We start from the raw sequence: 19039 nt of genomic DNA, 5'->3' as shown, positions 1-19039 counted from the left end.
GTTAAAAATTCATCTCTTTCCAAAGGAGCTACACAAAAGCTTCAGAGATGAATGTGCTCGGGTGAATAAGTTGAAGCGAGTATAGAAAGTTCCACTTAACGAGAAGCTGAGGCCAATATTACAATTTTGATAACTGGCTATTTGTGAACAGATGTTAGTTAATCGCGAGCGAATGTAAGGGCTACAGCACGACCAATGGGTATTCGGCAATCAGACGAACTTCTTCCAGGTCTGATTCAAACGCACTGGAGCGCACGGTGGCCTGGCGCAAGCGCAGGGACAAATCCTTCAAACGCCCACTTTGCACCACGTATTTGGCCTCGATATCCCGTTCCCAGCGGCGTTGATCGGTCAAGGGGTTACCCGCGGCATCGCGGCGCATATACATGGCATTGGCGTTGCTATAGTCGGCGCCGGTGCCTTTGCCGTAGCGGGTCATGAACGACAGGCCGGGAATGCCGAACGCCTGCATGTCCAGGTCGTAGCGCACCATCCATGAGCGCTCCTTGGGCGCGTTGAAGTCGCTGTACTGGATCGAGTTATTGAGGAAGATCGAGTCTGATTGGCGCAGGTAGTCGAAGTCATCGTCGCCGTTGTTACGCTGGTGCGACACGGCCACGCTGTGGGCACCGACCTTGACCCCGAGCCTGGCGCTCCAGATGTTGTTGTCGAACTCGCCGAGCCGTTTCTGACCTTCGTCCACGGCCTTGTAGTAGTTGAAGTCGCCGAACAATGACACGTCGTCGATCAATGCGTAATTGGCATTGCTGCCGAAGTAGTACTGATCCCAGGCGTCCTTCAAGCGGCTGCTGTACAGGCTAAAGCCCAGATGGCTGTTGAGCTGGTAGTCACCGCCGAAGTAGGCGATCCAGGGCGAGTCGACCTTTCCCGCATAGAAGGTGGCAAAGCCTTTGTTCATGCCGCTTTCACTGGGCTGGCTCATGCCGCTCAGGCGCCCGCCTTGCAGGCTCAAGCCTTCCAGACTGGTGTTTTGCAGGGTGACGCCGCGAAAGCTCTCGGGCAACAGGCGAGAGTCGCCGTAGGCCACCACCGGCGTAAGTGGGAACACGTCGCCGGCCTTGATCACGGTGTCCAGCACGCGCAGTTTCGCCGCGCCGCCGATTTTGCTGTAGCTGTTTTCCGGCTGGTTGTCGCTGTTCACCGGCAGCACGCCGAACGAGCCTTTGCCGCCGCTGCGGCCGCTGCCCGAGTCAAGTGTGAGGCCGTACATGGCGAATGCGTCCAGGCCAAAACCCACGGTGCCCTGGGTAAAACCGGATTCGAATTTGCCGATGAAGCCCTGGGCCCAGGCTTCGGAGTAACCATTACCAGTGGGGCTGGACTGGCCTTTGCGGTCATCGCGGTTGAAGTAGAAATTGCGTGCCAGCACGTTGATGCGGCTGCCCTCTATAAAACCCTCGGGCTTGTCCTCCACTGCCATGGCAGCCATGGGCAGTGCAGCCATCAGTGAAAAGGGAAGGGTGTAATGACGAATGCTCATGATGCGCTCCTCGGTGATGGCAGTTATCGGCTTCTTATAGAGGCGGGCGTTTTTATTGATCTGGCCCTGGCTGATAGTTGCAAACGAGGGATAACAGCTGCATGGCGCGAAGATTACAATTCTGGAAACTGACGGCCATCTAACAAATAAGTAATGTTCTGGTGAACCTGGCGTCAGGGTGGGTTGGTTAATCTCGACACTGAACTTTTCAGTCGAGGAAACCGCGATGAACTTTTATAAAGCAGGTTTGGCTGTATTAACGGCTGTGTTGTCATTCGGCGCACTGGCCGAAGGGGGTGGGGATCGCACCTTTGCCCTGATGATGGAGCGCAATGAGAAAGCCATGGCCGCCTACGCCATCAAAAAAGGCAAGCCGGTGCCCGAAGTCCAGGCGTACCGCTATGGCATGGACCTGGACATTGCCAAGGTCGTCAACGTGACGCCGCCGATCCGCTCGTGCAACGCCGTACCGTCGCGCATGACCTACGAAGACTCCAGCGGCAAGCTCAATACCCTGGAATATCAGGTCATGGGCGTATGCCGTAACAATGGCGGTTGAAAATATAGTTCGGCCCAGGGCTCAAGCGCTCTTCAGAAAACCCCGGCAGCGCCGATGCAAGTGAGTACACCTACCTCACTTGCCTAACGGTGCCCCATGTTCAATACCCGCCTGAAGCAGGAGCTGACCGCTCTGCGCGAAGAATTGTCGAGCTTGCTCCAGGTGAAAGAGAGCCTGGAAAGCGAAATGCTCTGCCTGACACTGGACCCTGAAGGCCGTGTGGAGTGGGCCAATGCCAACTTCCTGCAGGAACTGGCTTATTCGCTGGGCGAGATTGTCGGGCGTGCTATCGAAGACCTGGTGCCGGCACATGTGCGCCAGGACGAGTTCCAACTGCGCTTCAAGCACGCGCTGGCCCGCGGCGAACACTTTGCCGGCGCCGTGCGCCTGATGCGCGGCAATGGCAAGGAAGCCTGGTTGCGCTCAATCGTGCAGCCGGTGCGCAGTTCGGAGGGGCGCATCAAGCAGTTTTCGATGTTCTCCAGCGACCTTACTCGCACCATCGAGAGTTCGCGTGAACATGAAAACCTGATCACCGCGCTGATGCGTTCTACCGCGTTGATCGAGTTCGATCTGGAGGGGCATGTACTCACCGCCAATGACCGCTTCCTCGGCGCCATGGGTTACAGTCTGGCGCAGATCGAAGGCAAACATCACCGTATGTTCTGTGAACCACAGGAATACAACAGTGCCGAATACCAACAGTTCTGGAAGCGCCTGAACGCCGGTGAGTTCGTCGCCGCGCGCTTCAAACGCGTGGACAGCCACGGCCGCCTGGTGTGGTTGGAGGCCACCTACAACCCGGTGCTGGACGCCAATGAGCGGTTGTACAAAGTGGTCAAGTTCGCCACGGTCATTACCGACCAGGTCAACCGCGAGCAGGCGGTGGCCGAGGCCGCCAATATTGCCTACAGCACCTCGTTGCAAACCGACGACAGCGCCCAGCGCGGTACCACTGTGGTCACCCAGGCCGTGGACGTGATGCGCGACCTGGCCCAGCACATGCAGCAGGCCGGCGAAGGTATCGAGGCGCTGAATGCCCAGTCCCAAGTGATCGGCAGCATCGTCAAGACCATCAGCGGCATTGCCGAGCAAACCAACCTTTTGGCGCTCAACGCCGCCATCGAAGCGGCGCGTGCCGGTGAACAGGGGCGGGGCTTTGCGGTGGTGGCCGATGAAGTGCGGCAATTGGCGTCACGCACCAGCAAAGCCACCGAGGAAATTGTCGGTGTGGTGCGCCAGAACCAGGACATGGCCCGCGACGCGGTGGCCTTGATGGCCGACGGTCGTGCGCAAGCCGAGCAGGGCCTGGCCCTGGCGGCGGAGGCGGGTAACGTGATCGTCGAGATTCAGGACGGTGCGCAAAAGGTGGTGAGTGCGGTCGGGCAGTTTGCCAATCAGCTGTCGAGCTGACCTGTCGGGCTTGTGCTTGAGGTATCGTAGGTCTTTTCTTGCTTGCAGAGCTGATCGACCATGAGCCCTACGTTCCGTCGCCCCGTCCCATTGTCCAAGGCTTACCGTTTGCTCAACCACGGGCCGACCGTGTTGGTGAGTGCAGCCCACAACGGCCAGCGCAATATCATGGCCGCTGCCTGGGCCATGCCGTTGGATTTCGAACCACCGAAAGTCGCGGTGGTGCTCGACAAGGCCACCTGGACCCGCCAGCTACTTGAAGGCGCCGGCACTTTTGTGCTGCAGGTGCCTTGTGTTGTGCAGGCTGATCTGGTGCAGACGGTGGGCAATACCCGCGGCGTTGAAACCGACAAATTCGCAGCCTACGGCCTGCACTCTTTCAGCGGTGAGCACACCGGGGCGCCGATGCTGGAAGGCTGCGTGGCTTGGCTGGAATGCCGCCTGCTGCCCGAGCCGCATAATCAGCAGACCTATGATCTGTTCCTGGGCGAAGTGGTCGCGGCCTATGCTGATGAGCGGGTATTCAGCGAGGGCCGCTGGCATTTTGAAGGGCATGATGAACTGCGCACGTTGCACCATGTGGCGGGCGGAAACTTCCTGGCCATTGGTCAACCGGTTGTCGGGCGCCAGCTCTGACAGAGGCGCAAAGCCACGAAGATCAACTGTGGGAGCTGGCTTGCCTGCGATGGCATCATCTTGGTGTACCTGATGTACCGAGGTGTCTGCATCGCAGGCAAGCCAGCTCCCACAGTTTGAAGGTATTCCAACCCAGTACTCAGCGTCCGAGCATTTTCACCCAACGCGATGGCGGCATGCCGTAGGTGCTGCGAAATTGGCGGGTCATGTGGCTTTGGTCGGTAAAGCCTGCGGTCATCGCCGCATCCACCAACGATTGGCCCTGGGCCAATAAGTGGCGCACCAGGTCCAGCCGGCGCATGGTCAGGTAGCGGTAGGGGCTGGTGCCGAACAACAGACGAAAATCCCGCGATAACGCCCAGCGGTCGCGGCCGGCATGGTATGCAATTTCATCCAGGGTGATGCTGCGGCCCAGGGCGCTGTGGATGAATTCACGGGCGCGTTCGGCCGCGACGTAGTCGAAGGATTTACGGCGAATGAGGGCCCCGGACGCAGCGCTTAGCGCGTGGGCCAGGTCGAACATAGCGTCTTGTTCTTGCATCGGGTCTATCGGGCAATCCAGGCTCTGCAGCAACACTTCGCTGGCGCGGTGCAGCCGTGGGTCGGTGGACAAGCCGCCGGGGATAAACGGCAACGGCTGCCCACCAAGGATCTGCTGGATCAGCGCCGGCTCTACATAGATCATCCGGTACTTGAAGCCTTCATCGCTGCCGGCACGGCCGTCATGGGTTTCATCGGGGTGGATCACCATGGTGGTGCCGGGCAGGCTGTGGGTCGTGCCGCCGCGATAATGAAAACTCTGTACGCCGAACAACGTGCGCCCGATGGCGTACGTGTCATGGCGATGAGGGTCGAAGGCGAAGCCGGCAAAGTACGCCTCGATACGGTCAAGGCCACTGGCGTGGGGCGCGCGGTGCAGCCAGTCGAGGGAGTGGATGGAGTTGCCCATGGTGACTTGTCACAAAAGGAAGTGGAAACACGTTAACTGAGTCTGCACCGGTTGTCTGCTGGGGTCTTGTACGATTGTGCAGGTGTGGGGCAATGCACATCGGGTAGCGAATCGCTAACCACCCATGGTAAGAAGCCTTACTTTCAACAGTGAGGCCGGGTCATGAGCAAGGTGCGGGTAGGGATTATTTTTGGTGGCCGTTCGGCTGAGCACGAGGTCTCGCTGCAATCGGCGCGCAACATTGTCGATGCCCTTGATCGCTCACGCTTCGAGCCGGTTTTGATCGGTATCGACAAGGCCGGTCACTGGCACCTCAATGACACCTCGAACTTTCTGCTCAACCAGGAAAACCCGGCACTCATCGCCCTCAACCAGTCCAACCGTGAATTGGCCGTGGTGCCCGGCAAGGCCAGCCAGCAAGTGGTGGAAACCTCCGGGCAGGGCATGCTGGAACACATCGACGTGATCTTCCCGATTGTTCACGGCACCCTCGGTGAAGACGGTTGCCTGCAAGGCTTGCTGCGTATGGCGGACTTGCCCTTCGTCGGTTCCGACGTGCTCGGCTCGGCGGTGTGCATGGACAAAGACATCAGCAAGCGCTTGCTGCGCGACGCGGGTATTGCGGTCACGCCGTTCATCACCCTTACGCGAGCTAATGCGGCGCGCACCTCATTTGAAACGGCCGCTGGCAAGCTCGGTGTGCCGATGTTCGTCAAGCCCGCCAACCAGGGTTCGTCGGTGGGGGTAAGCAAAGTCGGCAGCGAAGCCGAGTACCGCGCTGCCGTTGAACTGGCGTTGGGGTTTGATGAGAAGGTGCTGGTGGAGTCCGCCGTCCAGGGCCGTGAGATCGAATGCGCCGTGCTGGGCAATGACGAGCCCATCGCCAGTGGTTGTGGCGAGATCGTGGTGAGCAGTGGTTTCTATTCCTACGACAGCAAATACATCGATGGCCAGGCCGCCCAGGTGGTGGTGCCGGCGGCGATCAGTCATGACGCCAGCGAGCGGATCCGCAGCCTGGCCATTGAGGCGTTTGAAGTGTTGGGCTGCGCCGGGTTGGCGCGGGTGGATGTGTTCCTGACGCAGGACGGCGAAGTGCTGATCAACGAGATCAACTCACTGCCCGGTTTTACCCGCATCAGCATGTACCCCAAGCTGTGGCAGGCGGCAGGCATGAGCTACAGCGAGCTGGTGAGCCGGTTGATCGAGCTGGCGCTGGAGCGGCATGCGGGGCGCAAGGGCTTGAAGATCAACCGCCAGTGATTGGCCCGAAGCAGTAACGCGATCAGGCGTTACTGAGTACTTCGCGAAAAACGTCCGGCCTTATGGCCGCAATATGCAGTAGCGAACGTGCTGCTCCGGAAGGTGCGCGACGCCCTTGCTCCCATTCTTGAAGGGTTCTTACTGACACGCCCAGAAGCTCGGCAAATTTGGGTTGTGAGAGCCCTGTCTTGCTTCTTGCTTCGGCAGCCTGAGTGACCTCAACGTGCTGCACGGCACCGTAACGTCCCGCTTTGACATCCTGAATGGCTGTGAGTAGTTCTTCGCCTATATTGCGTTTGGCGTCACGTTCCTTCAGTTCTTTATCAGTGAGTGGCATGGTTCATTTCCTTTGCGATTTTGTACAGGATATGTGCCGGAATATTCTCCGTGGCGCTCTTGCCATAAATCAGTAGCGCGACGACTGCTCCGCACTCCAGTTGTGTGGTGTAGATGACCCGCACTGATCCACTTTTACCCCGGCCTCCATGCTCCAGCGTATCTTTCGGCAACCTCCCGAGCGCGGAATGACATTTCCAGCATCAGGATGGCTGGCGAGAAACGCCATGAAGATACCTTTTTCATCTTCAGTCCAATAGTCAGGCCATTGCCTGCTGAAGAGAGGGGATTCTATGAGAGTGAACACGCGAAATTCTACGTCTTTGACGTAGCCTCTGGCAAGAAAGGGCGGGCCAGAAAATCGCAGGTGAGATGGGGCTGCTCAAGAAGGTTTTTATCGCAAAAGATGACATGGCACTTTGAGTTCTGGCGCTCCGCGTAGGATTTAAAGCGTAAGGGTGCAGGTCTTTTTTATAAGCCTGTACGGATAGATCAACGTCTTAGTCACCCAACGCCTCACCTTCACGCCGAGGGTCCGCGCCACCACTGAGCGTCACCTTGCCCTGGGCATCCCGTGTGCGCACGATGGCCTGCACGCCGCTGGTCATCTCGATCTCGCTCAGGGCGTGGCCCTTGTCCTTGAGCACCTGTTTCAGCGCCGGGCTGAACAGCCCAGCTTCCAACTCGGTAGCACCATTGCGACTGCCGAAGTTAGGCAGGCTGATGGCCGCCTGCGGGTCGAGCTTCCAGTCGAGCATGGCCACCAGGGATTTACTCACGTACTCGATGATCTGCGAGCCGCCGGGGGAGCCGACGGTAGCCAGCAGTTCGCCTGTCTTGCGGTCGAACACCAGGGTTGGCGCCATGGCCGAGCGTGGGCGTTTACCCGGTTGTACGCGGTTGGCTACAGGCTGGCCGTTTTCTGCGGGGATGAACGAGAAGTCGGTCATCTGGTTGTTGAGCAAAAAGCCCTGGACCATCACATGAGAGCCGAACGCCGCCTCCACCGTGGTGGTCATCGACACGGCGCCGCCCTGGTCGTCCACCGCCACCACCTGTGAGGTGGAGATGCGCAGCGGCGAGCGGTCTGGCGCATACGCTACCTGAATACCGACGGGTTGGCCGGGCTTGGCGATGCCCATGCTGCGCTCGCCGATCAGCGTGGCGCGTTGTGCCAGGTAACCTGGCGCGACGAGGCCGGCGACCGGGACGGAGGTGAAGTCTGCATCGGCCACGTACAGCGCGCGGTCGGCAAAGGCCAGGCGCCCGGCTTCGGCGAGCAGGTGCACGGCCTCGGGTGTCGGCTCAAGCCCGGCCGGCGAAACACTCTTGACCGGTGTCATGGGGGCGATGGCCAGGCGTGGGTCGCGGGTTTCCAGCGCCTGCAATGTCCCCAGGATCTGCGCCACGGCAATCCCGCCCGAGGACGGCGGTGGCATGCCGCAGACCTTCCATTGTTTGTAGTCGGTGCACAGCGGTGCGCGCTGCTTGGCGGCGTAGCCCTTGAGGTCGGCCTGGGACAGGCTGCCGGCATTGCGATGGCCCTGGACCTTGCGTGCGATTTCATCGGCAATCGGGCCTTGGTATAGCGCATCCGGCCCTTCCTTGGCGATGCGCTTGAACACCGCGGCCAGTGCCGGGTTTTTCAATCGTGTACCGCTGGCTTTTGGCGAGCCGTCGGCATTCAGGAAGTACGCCGCCATGTCGGGTGATTGCGCGATGAAGCGGTCAGCGGCGATCAAGCTGTGCAAGCGTGGGGAAATGGCAAAGCCTTGCTCCGACAGGCGAATTGCCGGCTCGAACAGCTTGGCCCATTGCAGGTGGCCGCTCTTTTTGTGCGCCATCTCCAAGGCGCGCAGCACGCCCGGCGTGCCCACCGAGCGCCCGCCAATCTGCGCATCCGTGAACGCCATCGGCGTACCGTCGGCCTTCAGGAACAGACGCTCTGTCGCCCCGGCCGGTGCTGTTTCGCGGCCGTCATAAGCCTGCACCTGTTGTCCATCCCACAGCATGATGAATGCACCGCCGCCGATGCCGGACGACTGCGGTTCCACCAGAGTCAATACCGCTTGCATGGCAATCGCCGCATCAATGGCTGAGCCGCCTTGACGCAGCATTTCACGCCCGGCTTCAGCGGCCAGTGGGTTGGCGGCGGCGGCCATATGGCGCTCGGCGTGGCGGGTGCTCAGGTCGGTGCGATAGCCCGAACCCAGCTCTGGCGCCGGAGGCTGTTCGTTGACGGGCGTGTGGCAGGCGGCGAGGGCCAGGGTTGCGGCGATGACTGTCAGACTGCGGCGGGAAATCAAAAACACGCGCTGAACTCCGTTCATGTTGAGAAGGTGCTGTGGTCCTTGGGCTACTGCGTTGTTTACAGGTAAATCGTGCCTTGCATGTACAGCACGGCCTTGCCGGAAATAATCACCCGGTCACCCTGCAGTTCACAGCGCAGCTGGCCCTTACGCTGGCCGCCTTGCTCGGCGCTCAATTGCGATTTGCCCAGGCGCTCGGCCCAGAACGGTGCCAGCGAGGTGTGCGCCGAGCCGGTAACCGGGTCTTCATTGACGCCCACATTCGGGCCGAACCAGCGCGAGACAAAATCAAACCGCGTGCTCTTGGCGGTCACTGCAATACCGCGTTTAGGCAGGCCCTTGAGTCGCGCAAAGTCCGGTGCCAGGGCCGCTACCTGCGCTTCATCCTCCACCAGCACTATATAGTCGTCGGTGCCAAACACTTCGGCGGTTTCAAGCCCCAGGGCACTCAACATGCCGTGGGGCGGCTCGCAGCGTTCGGGTTTCTTTGCCGGAAAATCCATCGCCAGCTCATCGCCGTTGCGCGTTACCCGCAACTCGCCGCTACGGGTGGCAAAGCGCAGAACCTGCGGGGCGTCCGCCAACTTGTGAATCAATACCCACGCGGCTGCCAACGTGGCATGGCCGCACAGGTCCACCTCAACTTCCGGCGTGAGCCAGCGCAACTCATAGAACTCGCCACGGGGTACAAAGAACGCGGTTTCCGAAAGATTATTCTCGGCCGCAATCTGCTGCAGTTGCTCGTCGGGCAGCCACTCGGTGAGGGGGCACACTGCTGCCGGGTTGCCGCCGAAGGGATGGTGGCTGAAAGCGTCGACTTGGTAGATGTCCAGTTGCATCGGGGCACTCCGTGTTTAGGGGAGGCTGGACACTAACAGTGGGGTAGGGGGGCGTCAAAATACAGTTAGGGAGTTTTTTGCGCGCATAAAAAAACGGCCTACCTTTCGGTAAGCCGTTTTTAGTACTTGGTGGCTACACAGGGACTTGAACCCCGGACCCCAGCATTATGAATGCTATGCTCTAACCAACTGAGCTATGTAGCCAAGTGGCGCGCATTATTCGCTTGGAACGGCAATGCGTCAAGCGTTTTTGTTGAATTTTTTTCTACGCTTTCAACTGTTTAAGCCAAAGCCCTGGTTTTGGCGACGGGCGGTGACGAATGCGTTGTGGATGAGGGGAGTGGAAGCGCTTGGCGTTTTCGAAGGTTTACTCGCAGGCCATGTCCGACAGTGTTGGGCAGATATCCCTGTCGCCCAACACTAGACTGGCTAACTCAACTTACCGATGCAGTGGGGGGTGGGTGACGCGCTTGAGCTGTTCGCGGGCCCGTGACAGGCGCGAGCGCACGGTGCCGATAGGAATGTCCAGTACGTCGGCGGTGTCCTGGTAACTGCCGTCGGTTTCCAGCGAGGCGTACAGCGTTCTGCGCATCTCGGTCGGCAAGTGGTCAATCGCACTCAGGGTATTTTCCAAGCGCCGGTTGACTTCGAACTCCCAGTCCAGGCTGTGGTTTTCTTCATGGCCATGCCACAGCGACTCGTCGAATTCGCAATGTGCAGGCTTGGCATACAGGCGCCGGAAGTGATTACGGATCAGGTTCTGTGCGATGCCGCACATCCAGGTGCTGAGTGTCGCGGTACCACTGAAACGTTCGCGATTGCGCCAGGCCTCCAGGTAAGTCAATTGCAAAAGATCATCCGCGTCTTCCGGGTTCAGGACCCGTTTGTGAATGAAGCGACGAAGTTTTTTCTGTTGATCGTCTGTCAGATGGAGCATGAATTGAGGCGAACTGCCACCAAGGTGAACGAGGGCTTCAATAGGGATATTCATGATTTTTCCTTAAGGTAGACGCAGTCGAAATAGTTTCGGCGGTTACCTCTTTTGCACTGCCTGTGCCAAAGGAGAATCATTGTGTAACTATATGATTTATATAAATAAATACGTTATGGTTGCGGTGTTTTTGTGCAGTAATTTGCAAAAGGCACCAGGGACCTGTGCGGGTTTTTTCATCTTATTGGATGAGTGAGTTTCAGTGGAACCATCTGGGCGGGCCTGACCACATATGGACACTCTCTTCCTGTACTGGCCTGCCCATGAAAGTCGAATCTACCAACGAAGTGCCAATGACCCCGCGAGTGGAACTCCCCACCGCTAGCCCGGCCGCCAAACCTGAGCCAGGCCAAGGTGTTGATGATCTTTCTCTGCACTTCAGCCAGGAGGTGGAATCCAGCAGTCGTGCGTTGGATAAGCGCGTAATTGACGTGCGTGTGCCGCCTGTCCAGGTGCTCGCGCAGCTCTATGAGCAGTTGGGGCATCCGGCCCAGGAAAGCTTTGCCGCGGTAGTACGTCGAATCAGGCAGAAATTACTGACGCAACCCAGCATCGATACATTGCTGGAGCTCACTGGCGGTGATCCGGCACGCACCTTCGTGGTACTCAAGGCGGTGTGCGGGCAGGCCGAGGCCGACGTGCGCAACTCCGAAGCCGACCTGGCGCGGGATGCAATTGCCAAGCTGGAGATCCGCTTCAAAGGGCAGATCCAGGCGGGCCTGAATATTGCCACGGCCCTGCATAAGAAGAGTGGCGATCCAGAAGAGCTCCAGGCGCTGCGCGCGCTCTATTACGCCAGTGTGGTGACACGGCAATCCCTGGCGACCATGATGCACGCGCTGCTCGGCATCTACAGTGACGACCGTTTTGCACATGGGTTGAAAATGATGTCCAGCGCCCTGACGGCCGACATTGCCGCCCATGTGTCCTCGGTCCCTACGGCAATGTTGCGCACCTTGCTGGCAGGACTGAGCAAATGCGGCGCATTGAGCGGGGTGTTATGCAGCTGTCGTGAGCTGATTCAGAACCTTGCGATCGAAATGCATGCGGTAAGCCTGCTGCGACGCATGCTGGGTTATGCAGACACCGGCATCGTGACAAATGAAGTCATGCGCCTGGCTGAAGATATGGGGGGCAGCACATCAAAACTCGTGTCTCTCAATGCGCTTTATAAGCTGTTTCAAAAGTTGCCCGAGGCCTTGTGGCCGGATAGCAAATCACGCCAAGAGGCGCTGCACAATTTCCTGCTGGTGATGGACGAGCTTGCACGCCTCGAAGGCATACGCCCTGGTTTTCCTAATTCGACTATCCTGGCGTGAGCGTGCTGTCCACCCTCAACGGTGTACTGCTCAAGGTGGCGCAGCGTGCCGAGGTCTTGGGCGCGGTGGTGATCATGGCCATTGTGTTCATTTTCATCGTGCCGCTGCCTACCTGGCTGGTGGACATTCTGATTGCGCTGAATATCTGTATTGCCTGCCTGCTGATCATGCTGGCACTTTACTTGCCCGGGCCTTTGGCGTTCTCTTCCTTCCCGTCGATTTTGTTGCTGACCACCATGTTCCGCCTGGCGTTGTCGATCGCAACGACGCGCTTGATCCTGCTCGAACAGGACGCCGGCGATATCGTTGAGGCCTTCGGCAATTTCGTAGTGGGCGGCAACCTGGCTGTTGGGATGGTGATCTTTCTGATCCTGACCCTGGTCAACTTTCTGGTGATCACCAAAGGCTCTGAACGGGTTGCCGAAGTGGCGGCGCGCTTCAGCCTGGACGCAATGCCGGGCAAGCAGATGTCCATCGACAGCGACTTGCGTGCCGGCTTGATTGACGGCGTGCAAGCGCGGGACAAGCGTGAGCAGTTGTCCCGCGAGAGTCAGCTGTTCGGGGCCATGGATGGTGCCATGAAATTCGTCAAGGGGGATGCCATCGCGGGGTTGATTATCGTTGTGGTCAACCTGTTGGGCGGCTTCTCCACAGGTATGTTCCAGCACGGCTTGAGCGCCGCCGATTCAATGGCGCTGTATTCGGTGCTGACGATTGGCGATGGTCTGATTGCGCAGATACCGGCGCTGTTGATCTCTCTCACCGCCGGCATGATCATTACCCGCGTGGCGCCGGAAGGGCGCAAGGGCATCACGAACATGGGCGCCGAGATCGCACGCCAGATGACCAGTGAGCCCAAGAGCTGGATGATCGCCTCGGTGGCCATGCTGGTGTTTGCGATCGTGCCTGGCATGCCGACCCTGGTGTTTATTCTGCTGGCGATGATGACCGGCGCCTTGGGTTATTACCTCGACCGTCGGCGCCGACGTGAAGCGCAGCCAGAAGCCGAAGCCGTCGAAGCCGTGCGGCCTGAAGAAAATGGCAAAGAGGATCTGCGCGGGTTTGATCCGTCCCGGCCTTATCTGCTGCAGTTTCCCTCGGCTTTGCGCGGCACGCCTGAGGTGACCGATCTTATTCACGGAATCCGTCAGGTTCGAAATTCCCTGGTTGCCAACATTGGCCTGACGTTGCCGCCGTTTGAGGTCGAGATCGATGACTCGCTGGACGATGATGAAATGCGCTTCTGCGTCCATGAGGTACCCATGGTCAAGGCGTCGGTGGTCCAGCGCGTTGCCGTGGAGCGCAGCGCCCTGACGGTTGAGCCTGAGCATGGCATACCGGGATTGGCCGAGCGCAATGAACAGGATTGGCTCTGGCTGCCACCCGACGACCCACTGCTCAATGACGCGCAGTTGGAGCGCTTCACGGCGACGAGCCTGATCGTCGAGCGCATGAAGAAGGCGATGATGCTCAGCGGGCCGCAGTTCCTGGGGATTCAAGAGAGCAAGTCGATCCTCAGTTGGCTTGAGAACAACCAACCCGAGCTGGTGCAGGAACTGCAACGCATCATGCCGATCTCGCGCTTTTCGGCGGTGCTGCAACGCCTGGCCAGCGAAGGGGTTCCTCTGCGCGCCGTGAGGTTGATTGTCGAGTCGCTGATCGAATACGGCCAGCACGAACGCGAGCCGGAAGCACTGGCTGACTATGCGCGCATTGCCCTCAAGTCGCAGATCTACCACCAGTACAGCGAGGCCGATGGGCTGCACGCCTGGCTGTTGTCACCGCATACCGAAAACATCCTGCGCGAGGCACTGCGCCAGACCCAGACCGGGGTGTTCTTTGCACTCGACGGCGATAATAGCGCTGCGCTGGTCAACCTGCTCAACCAGGCCTTCAGCGCACGGGCAAAAATAAAAAGTGTGTTGTTGGTGGCGCAAGACTTGCGCAGCCCCTTGCGCACCTTGTTGCTTGAGGAGTTCAACCATGTGCCGGTGTTGTCTTTCGCCGAGCTGGGGAGCAATTCCAAGGTCAAGGTGCTGGGGCGTTTTGACCTTGGCCAGGATGAGTTGATGCACGGGACATTGGCATGAACACAGCGCTACTTGCAGAGTACGGGGGAACGTACTGATGTTCGAACTCCGAGTGTTGGATGGTTTGCATCAAGGGGCCGCGCTGCCTCTGTTTGGTGAGCAGTGGAGCCTTGGCGCCAACGCGGACGCTGATCTCTTGCTGGATGATCCAGGTATCGCCGAGCACCACGCGCGCCTTCTATTGCTGGAAGGGCGCTGGTCGGTGCAGGCTGAAGCGGGGCTGCTGAAAAACAGCGACGGGCAAATGTTGGCGCAGATCGGCGATCTGGCACTCAACACGCCGTTTATGATTGGCTCCGTCAGCTTGTGTGTCTGTCCTGCCGATCATCCTTGGCGGCAGGCATCGGTGCCCAAGCCGCCCCGGCCGGCAACGGAGCCCTTGCCCCAGGCGTCATTGCCGCTGACGCTGTCTTCCATTCCCTTGTTGCAGCAAAAACGCTTGGTCAGCCTGGTTCTGTTATGCGCCGTGATCATCGCTGCGGTCGGCATTATCTTCAGCGGTGAGCGTGAGGCCCAGGCATCGCTGATGCCGGCGGTCATTCAGAAACCCGGGTTGGACTCACCCGCTGAGGTGCGTCAGCAACTCATGAAGATGCTCAACGAGCGTGAATTGCTCCAGCGCGTCAGCTTGCAGATCGTCAATGGTCAGATTGCCCTCAATGGTGTTGTTTCCCAGGATGAAGTGGAACTGATTGCGCGCATGCTCGACCGTTTTGCCGAGCAATTCGACACTGTGGTGCCGGTGCTCAGTCGCGTACGGGTACGCGAAGGCAAGTTACCGTTCAAGATCTCGCAGATAGTGGGTGGCCCGAATGGCCACGTGGTGCTGGAGGAAGGAAGCCGCTTATTCGTGGGTGATGAAGTGGATGGCCTGCGCCTGGTTTTGATCGATAACAGCAAAGTGGTTTTTGACGGCGAGCAACGCTATGAGGTGGGCTGGTGAAGGGGTCGCTGCAGGAGCGTCTGGAGGCCTGGCAACTGAACCAGTCACAGGCCTTGAGCAGTTTCGCACCGGTGACAATGCTCGGTCGTATTCAGCGCGTGAACGGCATGCTGCTGCAATGCCGATTGCCGCAGGCCCGTATTGGTGACCTATGCAAAGTCGAAAAAGGGCCGGGCGACTACATGCTCGCCGAGATCATCGGGTTCGATCAGCGCGATGCGGTGCTCAGTGCCCTGGGCAATCTTGAAGGCGTACGTGTAGGCGCCAGCGTCGAGCGGTTGGGGGTTCCGCATCAGGTTCGGGTCGGTGATGAGTTGTTGGGGCAGGTGCTGGATGGTTTTGGCCGCCCGATTGCGGGCGATGGTGTGAGCGCGTTCGTGGAAGCGGACACCCCTGGGGCGACCACAGTGTTATGCGAGGCGCCTCTTCCTACCGAACGGCCGCGAATCAACCGCGCACTGGCTACGGGGGTGCGCTCGATTGATGGCCTGATGACCCTTGGGGAAGGCCAGCGTGTCGGGCTGTTTGCCGGAGTCGGTTGTGGCAAGACCACCTTGTTGGCCGAAGTCGCCCGTAACGTAGAGTGCGATGTGATCGTATTCGGTCTCATCGGGGAGCGGGGCCGGGAACTGCGCGAGTTTCTCGATCATGAACTGGATGAGCAGTTGCGTGCCAAGGCCGTGTTGGTGTGTGCAACCTCCGACCGCTCAAGCATGGAGCGCGCGCGTGCCGCGTTCACGGCAACTGCGCTGGCCGAAGGTTTCCGGCGTAAGGGCCAGCGGGTGCTGTTGCTGATCGACTCTCTGACCCGTTTTGCCAGGGCCCAACGTGAAATCGGCCTGGCTGCCGGTGAACCCTTGGGGCGCGGTGGCCTGCCGCCGTCGGTCTACAGTTTGCTGCCACGTCTGGTGGAGCGTGCCGGCTTGACCCGTGAAGGCGTGATCACGGCCATTTATACAGTGTTGATCGAACAGGACTCCATGAACGATCCGGTAGCGGATGAGGTGCGCTCTCTGCTCGACGGTCATATCGTCCTGTCGCGCAAACTGGCCGAGCGCGGCCATTACCCTGCGGTCGATGTCCTGGCCAGCCTTTCGCGGATTCTAAACAATGTTGCCGAGCCCGTGCATATCCGTGCCGGCACGGCGCTACGACGCTTGCTGTCGGCTTACCAGCAGATCGAGCTGATGCTCAAGTTGGGGGAATATCAGCCCGGCAACGATGCACTCACCGACCTGGCCGTTGACAGTCGGCAGGCGGTAGATGGCTTTCTGCGCCAGGACTTGCGAGAACCTTCGCCGCTCGCCGCCACCATGGATCAATTGGCTGAGCTGACTGCCCATGTCCCATTCTGAAGTGTTACCGGCTGAAATCGATACCCTGCGACGTTTGCGCCGACACCGTGCAGACCGCGCCGAGCGTGCGCTGCGTGAGGCAAAAAGGGCGCAGCAAGCGCTGGTCGCGCATATTCGGGAGGCTCAGGAAATCCTCGATCAAACCCGCCTGGAAGAGGCCCGGCAATGCGCGCAGCTGTTGAGTCAGCACCAGGGGCAGGTGGTGACATTCAAGGCGCTGAAAAACTGGAGTGCCAAGGAGCGGCAATTATCGGCGGGTACCCGGCGTGAAGAAGGCCAATTGTTGCAACTCCAAGAGCAGCAGCAAGAGCGGGCTGCACGGGTCGGCCAGGCGCAGAAACACGTCACCTTGTGCTTGCGCCAGGTAGAAAAAATACAAGAGTTATCTGAGTTACTGATGCAGGAGCCGATATGAAACAGGTTTCAGTTAGTCCGCCTGAACGTCAGCGTCCGCGCGAGTCTCGCGATGATCGTGCACCTGAATTCGGTACCCTGGTGCCTTGGGAGCAAGGGCGATTGTTCGCCCGGTTGTTTGACGATGGGGGCCAGGACAGCGGGGGATATGGAGCGTCTCTGAACGGAATCAAAGCCTCGGGCGATGTCGCCATGATCGGGGCACTGACCGAGCAGTTGGCGCCGCGAATGCTCGTTGGCTCGCAATGGCCGTTGGTGGCTGTTTTTCACCTGGGCCGCCTGGGGCGGATCAGCGCCAGTATCCGCCGGGAGCAGGGGGGCTGGAATGTCGACCTGCACGCAGAGCAAGACAATACGGTGCACTGGCTCAGTGGTGTACGCCAACAATGTGAGCAACGGTTGGCGCAGAGCCTGCGCCAGCCTGTCAGTTTGTATCTGGCAAAATCGACGTAGGCATGATGCTGCCACCTTTGATACTTCCCAGATTCAAAACCGATATTGCGGTTGCCCGGCAGCGCTTGGGGCAAGGGTTGTGTATGCCGTTCGAGGTCGCTGGGTCGAGTGGCGAGTTGAGAATGGAGCCTGGTACTGCTCCTGTGGGCATCCAGCCGCTCTGCTTCGAAACCGCCTGTGGAGTCTTGGCCTTCAGTGAGCCAGGACCACAGTTCAGCTTGATGGGTGAATGCCCGGTGACGCTCGAGCAGGCCGGGAATGATCCGGACGCCTGGTTCTGGGAGTTGTTCCAGCATCATCTGAGCCCTCAGGTGCAGGCGTTGTTTGGGTACCTGCGTTTGCTGCCAGGCGCTCGCCCCATGAACTTTGGTTGTCGACTCTGCGTGACGCTTGGGGCCTCTCGCGTGGCGGGTTATCTGTGGCTGTCTGTCGAGAGCTTTCTGGCGCTATGCAAGGCGGGGCCGTGGCGATCCAGGGCCGAGCCGATGCCGGCGCAGTTTCGGCTGGCGGTTGACGTAACGCTTGGGCACCTGCGGTTGTCCATGCACCAGCTGCGCGGCTTGCGGGCTGGTGACGTGCTGGTGCTTGAGCGTGCCTTTTTCAGTGCGTCGGGAGCCGGCCACGTGCAGGTTGGCAAACAGCGCCTGGTGGGCTGGATCGACGCTGAATCCGGGCCGATGCGCCTGACCCTTACTTCTATCGAGGATATGTTTGTGGATGAGGATTTTGCAACACAGCCCTACTCAGAGCATGAGGATGAAACAGCGGTGATGGATGTGTTCGGGCATGAACCATTCGACGAGCTGAGCATGGCGCTCAATGTACGGTGCGGTACGCTGAACCTGACCGTCGGCGAATTACGCAACCTTGCGCCCGGCGCGGTGTTGGGGGTTGCCGGTTATGCCCCCGGCACTGCCGGTCTCTACTACGGCGACCGCCCCCTCGGCCTGGGCCAGTTGGTTGAAGTGGACGGGCGGCTGGGGCTGCAGATGTCTCGCGTGATCTTTTCTCGATGAATAGTTTCCAGGGAATAGATCCGGTCGTCCTGGCAATATTTCTTGGGGCGCTGTCGTTGATGCCCATGCTGTTGGTCGTCTGCACGGCGTTCCTGAAGATCGTGATTGTGCTGATGATCACCCGCAATGCCATCGGTGTGCAGCAGGTGCCTCCGGGCATGGCCATCAATGGTATTGCCCTGGCGGCAACCCTGTTCATCATGGCGCCTGTAGGCTATGAGATGGCCGAGATCGTCAAGGTGTCGCCCTTGGACCTGACCAGCGTAAGCGCACTCCAACAGACGGGAATGGAGGCGATCAAACCATTGCGCACCTTCATGTTGCGCAACAGTGACCCGGATATTCTTACCCACCTGTTGGAAAATGCCATGCGCATGTGGCCGGCGCAGATGGCGCAGGAGGTCCAACGTGAGGACCTGATCCTGCTGGCGCCGGCCTTTGTGCTGTCACAGTTGCAGGCGGGGTTCGAAATCGGCTTCCTGATCTATATCCCTTTCATCGTGATTGACTTGATTGTTTCCAATCTCCTCTTGGCTTTGGGTATGCAAATGGTCTCGCCCATGACCATTTCCCTGCCGCTCAAATTGCTCTTGTTCGTGATGGTCTCCGGGTGGTCGCGGTTGCTCGACAGCCTGTTCTTTTCCTATCTCTGAGTG

At 59.3% G+C, this 19039-nt stretch carries 18 protein-coding genes, 1 tRNA gene and 1 pseudogene; 13 read left to right on the top strand and 7 right to left on the bottom strand.

Translation table 11 applies throughout. From position 1 onward, the window contains the following. Positions 1-181: 181 nt before the first annotated feature. A complete protein-coding gene (locus AC07S6_RS21185) occupies positions 182-1501 on the bottom strand; it encodes an OprD family porin (protein ID WP_495112963.1) in 1320 nt (439 codons plus the stop codon). Between the two features lie 226 nt (positions 1502-1727). Between AC07S6_RS21185 and AC07S6_RS21180 the strand changes: the two genes are divergently transcribed. The 4 genes and pseudogenes from AC07S6_RS21180 to AC07S6_RS21165 all read left to right on the top strand — a co-directional run bounded on the left by AC07S6_RS21180 (position 1728) and on the right by AC07S6_RS21165 (position 4109). Beyond that, entirely contained in the window at positions 1728-2060 is a 333-nt protein-coding gene (locus AC07S6_RS21180; RefSeq protein ID WP_014716799.1) for a DUF2790 domain-containing protein, read from the top strand. Positions 2061-2156: 96 nt separating this feature from the next. Next, positions 2157-2933 (top strand): annotated as a pseudogene (locus AC07S6_RS21175) (PAS domain-containing protein); the annotation flags it as partial. Positions 2934-3041: 108 nt separating this feature from the next. Beyond that, entirely contained in the window at positions 3042-3473 is a 432-nt protein-coding gene (locus AC07S6_RS21170; RefSeq protein ID WP_495112974.1) for a methyl-accepting chemotaxis protein, read from the top strand. Between the two features lie 60 nt (positions 3474-3533). Continuing rightward, on the top strand, positions 3534-4109 hold the full coding sequence (locus AC07S6_RS21165) for a flavin reductase family protein (protein ID WP_495112962.1): 576 nt from the start codon (positions 3534-3536) through the stop codon (positions 4107-4109). A gap of 139 nt (positions 4110-4248) precedes the next feature. Here the strand turns inward: AC07S6_RS21165 and AC07S6_RS21160 are convergent, their stop codons facing one another. Next, positions 4249-5058, bottom strand: a complete 810-nt coding sequence (locus tag AC07S6_RS21160; protein ID WP_495112961.1) for an AraC family transcriptional regulator — start codon at positions 5056-5058, stop codon at positions 4249-4251. Positions 5059-5220: 162 nt separating this feature from the next. On the opposite strand from AC07S6_RS21160, the gene ddlA reads away from it, so the two are divergent. Then, positions 5221-6318 (top strand): D-alanine--D-alanine ligase, encoded by a 1098-nt coding sequence (ddlA, locus tag AC07S6_RS21155; RefSeq protein ID WP_073845001.1) that lies wholly within the window; start codon positions 5221-5223, stop codon positions 6316-6318. 22 nt (positions 6319-6340) lie between these two features. Here ddlA and AC07S6_RS21150 read toward each other — a convergent pair whose 3' ends face one another. The 5 genes from AC07S6_RS21150 to AC07S6_RS21130 all read right to left on the bottom strand — a co-directional run bounded on the left by AC07S6_RS21150 (position 6341) and on the right by AC07S6_RS21130 (position 10793). After that, positions 6341-6655, bottom strand: coding sequence for a helix-turn-helix domain-containing protein (locus AC07S6_RS21150; protein ID WP_019817027.1), 315 nt, complete (start codon positions 6653-6655; stop codon positions 6341-6343). 499 nt (positions 6656-7154) lie between these two features. Further along, complete coding sequence (gene ggt / locus AC07S6_RS21145) at positions 7155-8984, bottom strand: gamma-glutamyltransferase (protein ID WP_495112960.1); 1830 nt, start codon at positions 8982-8984, stop codon at positions 7155-7157. A 38-nt stretch (positions 8985-9022) separates the two neighbouring features. Beyond that, positions 9023-9802, bottom strand: coding sequence for a PhzF family phenazine biosynthesis protein (locus tag AC07S6_RS21140; RefSeq protein WP_054897161.1), 780 nt, complete (start codon positions 9800-9802; stop codon positions 9023-9025). Positions 9803-9929: 127 nt separating this feature from the next. Next, positions 9930-10006: transfer RNA gene (locus tag AC07S6_RS21135), tRNA-Met, on the bottom strand. A gap of 235 nt (positions 10007-10241) precedes the next feature. Beyond that, the gene (locus tag AC07S6_RS21130) at positions 10242-10793 is read right to left on the bottom strand and encodes an RNA polymerase sigma factor (protein ID WP_054897146.1); all 552 of its coding nucleotides are present in this window, start codon (positions 10791-10793) and stop codon (positions 10242-10244) included. A 263-nt stretch (positions 10794-11056) separates the two neighbouring features. On the opposite strand from AC07S6_RS21130, the gene AC07S6_RS21125 reads away from it, so the two are divergent. Genes AC07S6_RS21125 through sctR form a run of 8 tightly spaced genes read left to right on the top strand, consistent with a single transcriptional unit; the run spans position 11057 to position 19036 of the window. Beyond that, positions 11057-12112 (top strand): TyeA family type III secretion system gatekeeper subunit, encoded by a 1056-nt coding sequence (locus AC07S6_RS21125; RefSeq protein WP_495112973.1) that lies wholly within the window; start codon positions 11057-11059, stop codon positions 12110-12112. Next, positions 12109-14202, top strand: coding sequence for a type III secretion system export apparatus subunit SctV (sctV, locus tag AC07S6_RS21120; protein ID WP_495112959.1), 2094 nt, complete (start codon positions 12109-12111; stop codon positions 14200-14202). The genes AC07S6_RS21125 and sctV overlap by 4 nt, the downstream gene beginning before the upstream one ends. A 37-nt stretch (positions 14203-14239) precedes the next feature. Continuing rightward, positions 14240-15145: an FHA domain-containing protein gene (locus tag AC07S6_RS21115; RefSeq protein WP_495112958.1), complete on the top strand. Its 906-nt coding sequence runs from the start codon at positions 14240-14242 to the stop codon at positions 15143-15145. Further along, on the top strand, positions 15142-16500 hold the full coding sequence (locus AC07S6_RS21110) for a FliI/YscN family ATPase (RefSeq protein WP_495112957.1): 1359 nt from the start codon (positions 15142-15144) through the stop codon (positions 16498-16500). The genes AC07S6_RS21115 and AC07S6_RS21110 overlap by 4 nt, the downstream gene beginning before the upstream one ends. Beyond that, positions 16487-16915, top strand: a complete 429-nt coding sequence (gene sctO, locus AC07S6_RS21105) for a type III secretion system stalk subunit SctO (protein WP_495112956.1) — start codon at positions 16487-16489, stop codon at positions 16913-16915. The genes AC07S6_RS21110 and sctO overlap by 14 nt, the downstream gene beginning before the upstream one ends. Continuing rightward, positions 16912-17367, top strand: coding sequence for a type III secretion system HrpP C-terminal domain-containing protein (locus AC07S6_RS21100; protein WP_197882774.1), 456 nt, complete (start codon positions 16912-16914; stop codon positions 17365-17367). The genes sctO and AC07S6_RS21100 overlap by 4 nt, the downstream gene beginning before the upstream one ends. Before the next feature lie 2 nt (positions 17368-17369). After that, positions 17370-18383: a FliM/FliN family flagellar motor switch protein gene (locus AC07S6_RS21095; RefSeq protein ID WP_490614767.1), complete on the top strand. Its 1014-nt coding sequence runs from the start codon at positions 17370-17372 to the stop codon at positions 18381-18383. Then, entirely contained in the window at positions 18380-19036 is a 657-nt protein-coding gene (sctR, locus tag AC07S6_RS21090; RefSeq protein WP_495112955.1) for a type III secretion system export apparatus subunit SctR, read from the top strand. Before AC07S6_RS21095 ends, sctR begins: the two co-directional genes overlap by 4 nt. Positions 19037-19039: the final 3 nt, after the last annotated feature.

This window comes from Pseudomonas sp. GW821-FHT07B01 (genome assembly GCF_059419065.1).
This window is presented reverse-complemented; position numbering and strand designations above follow the sequence as displayed.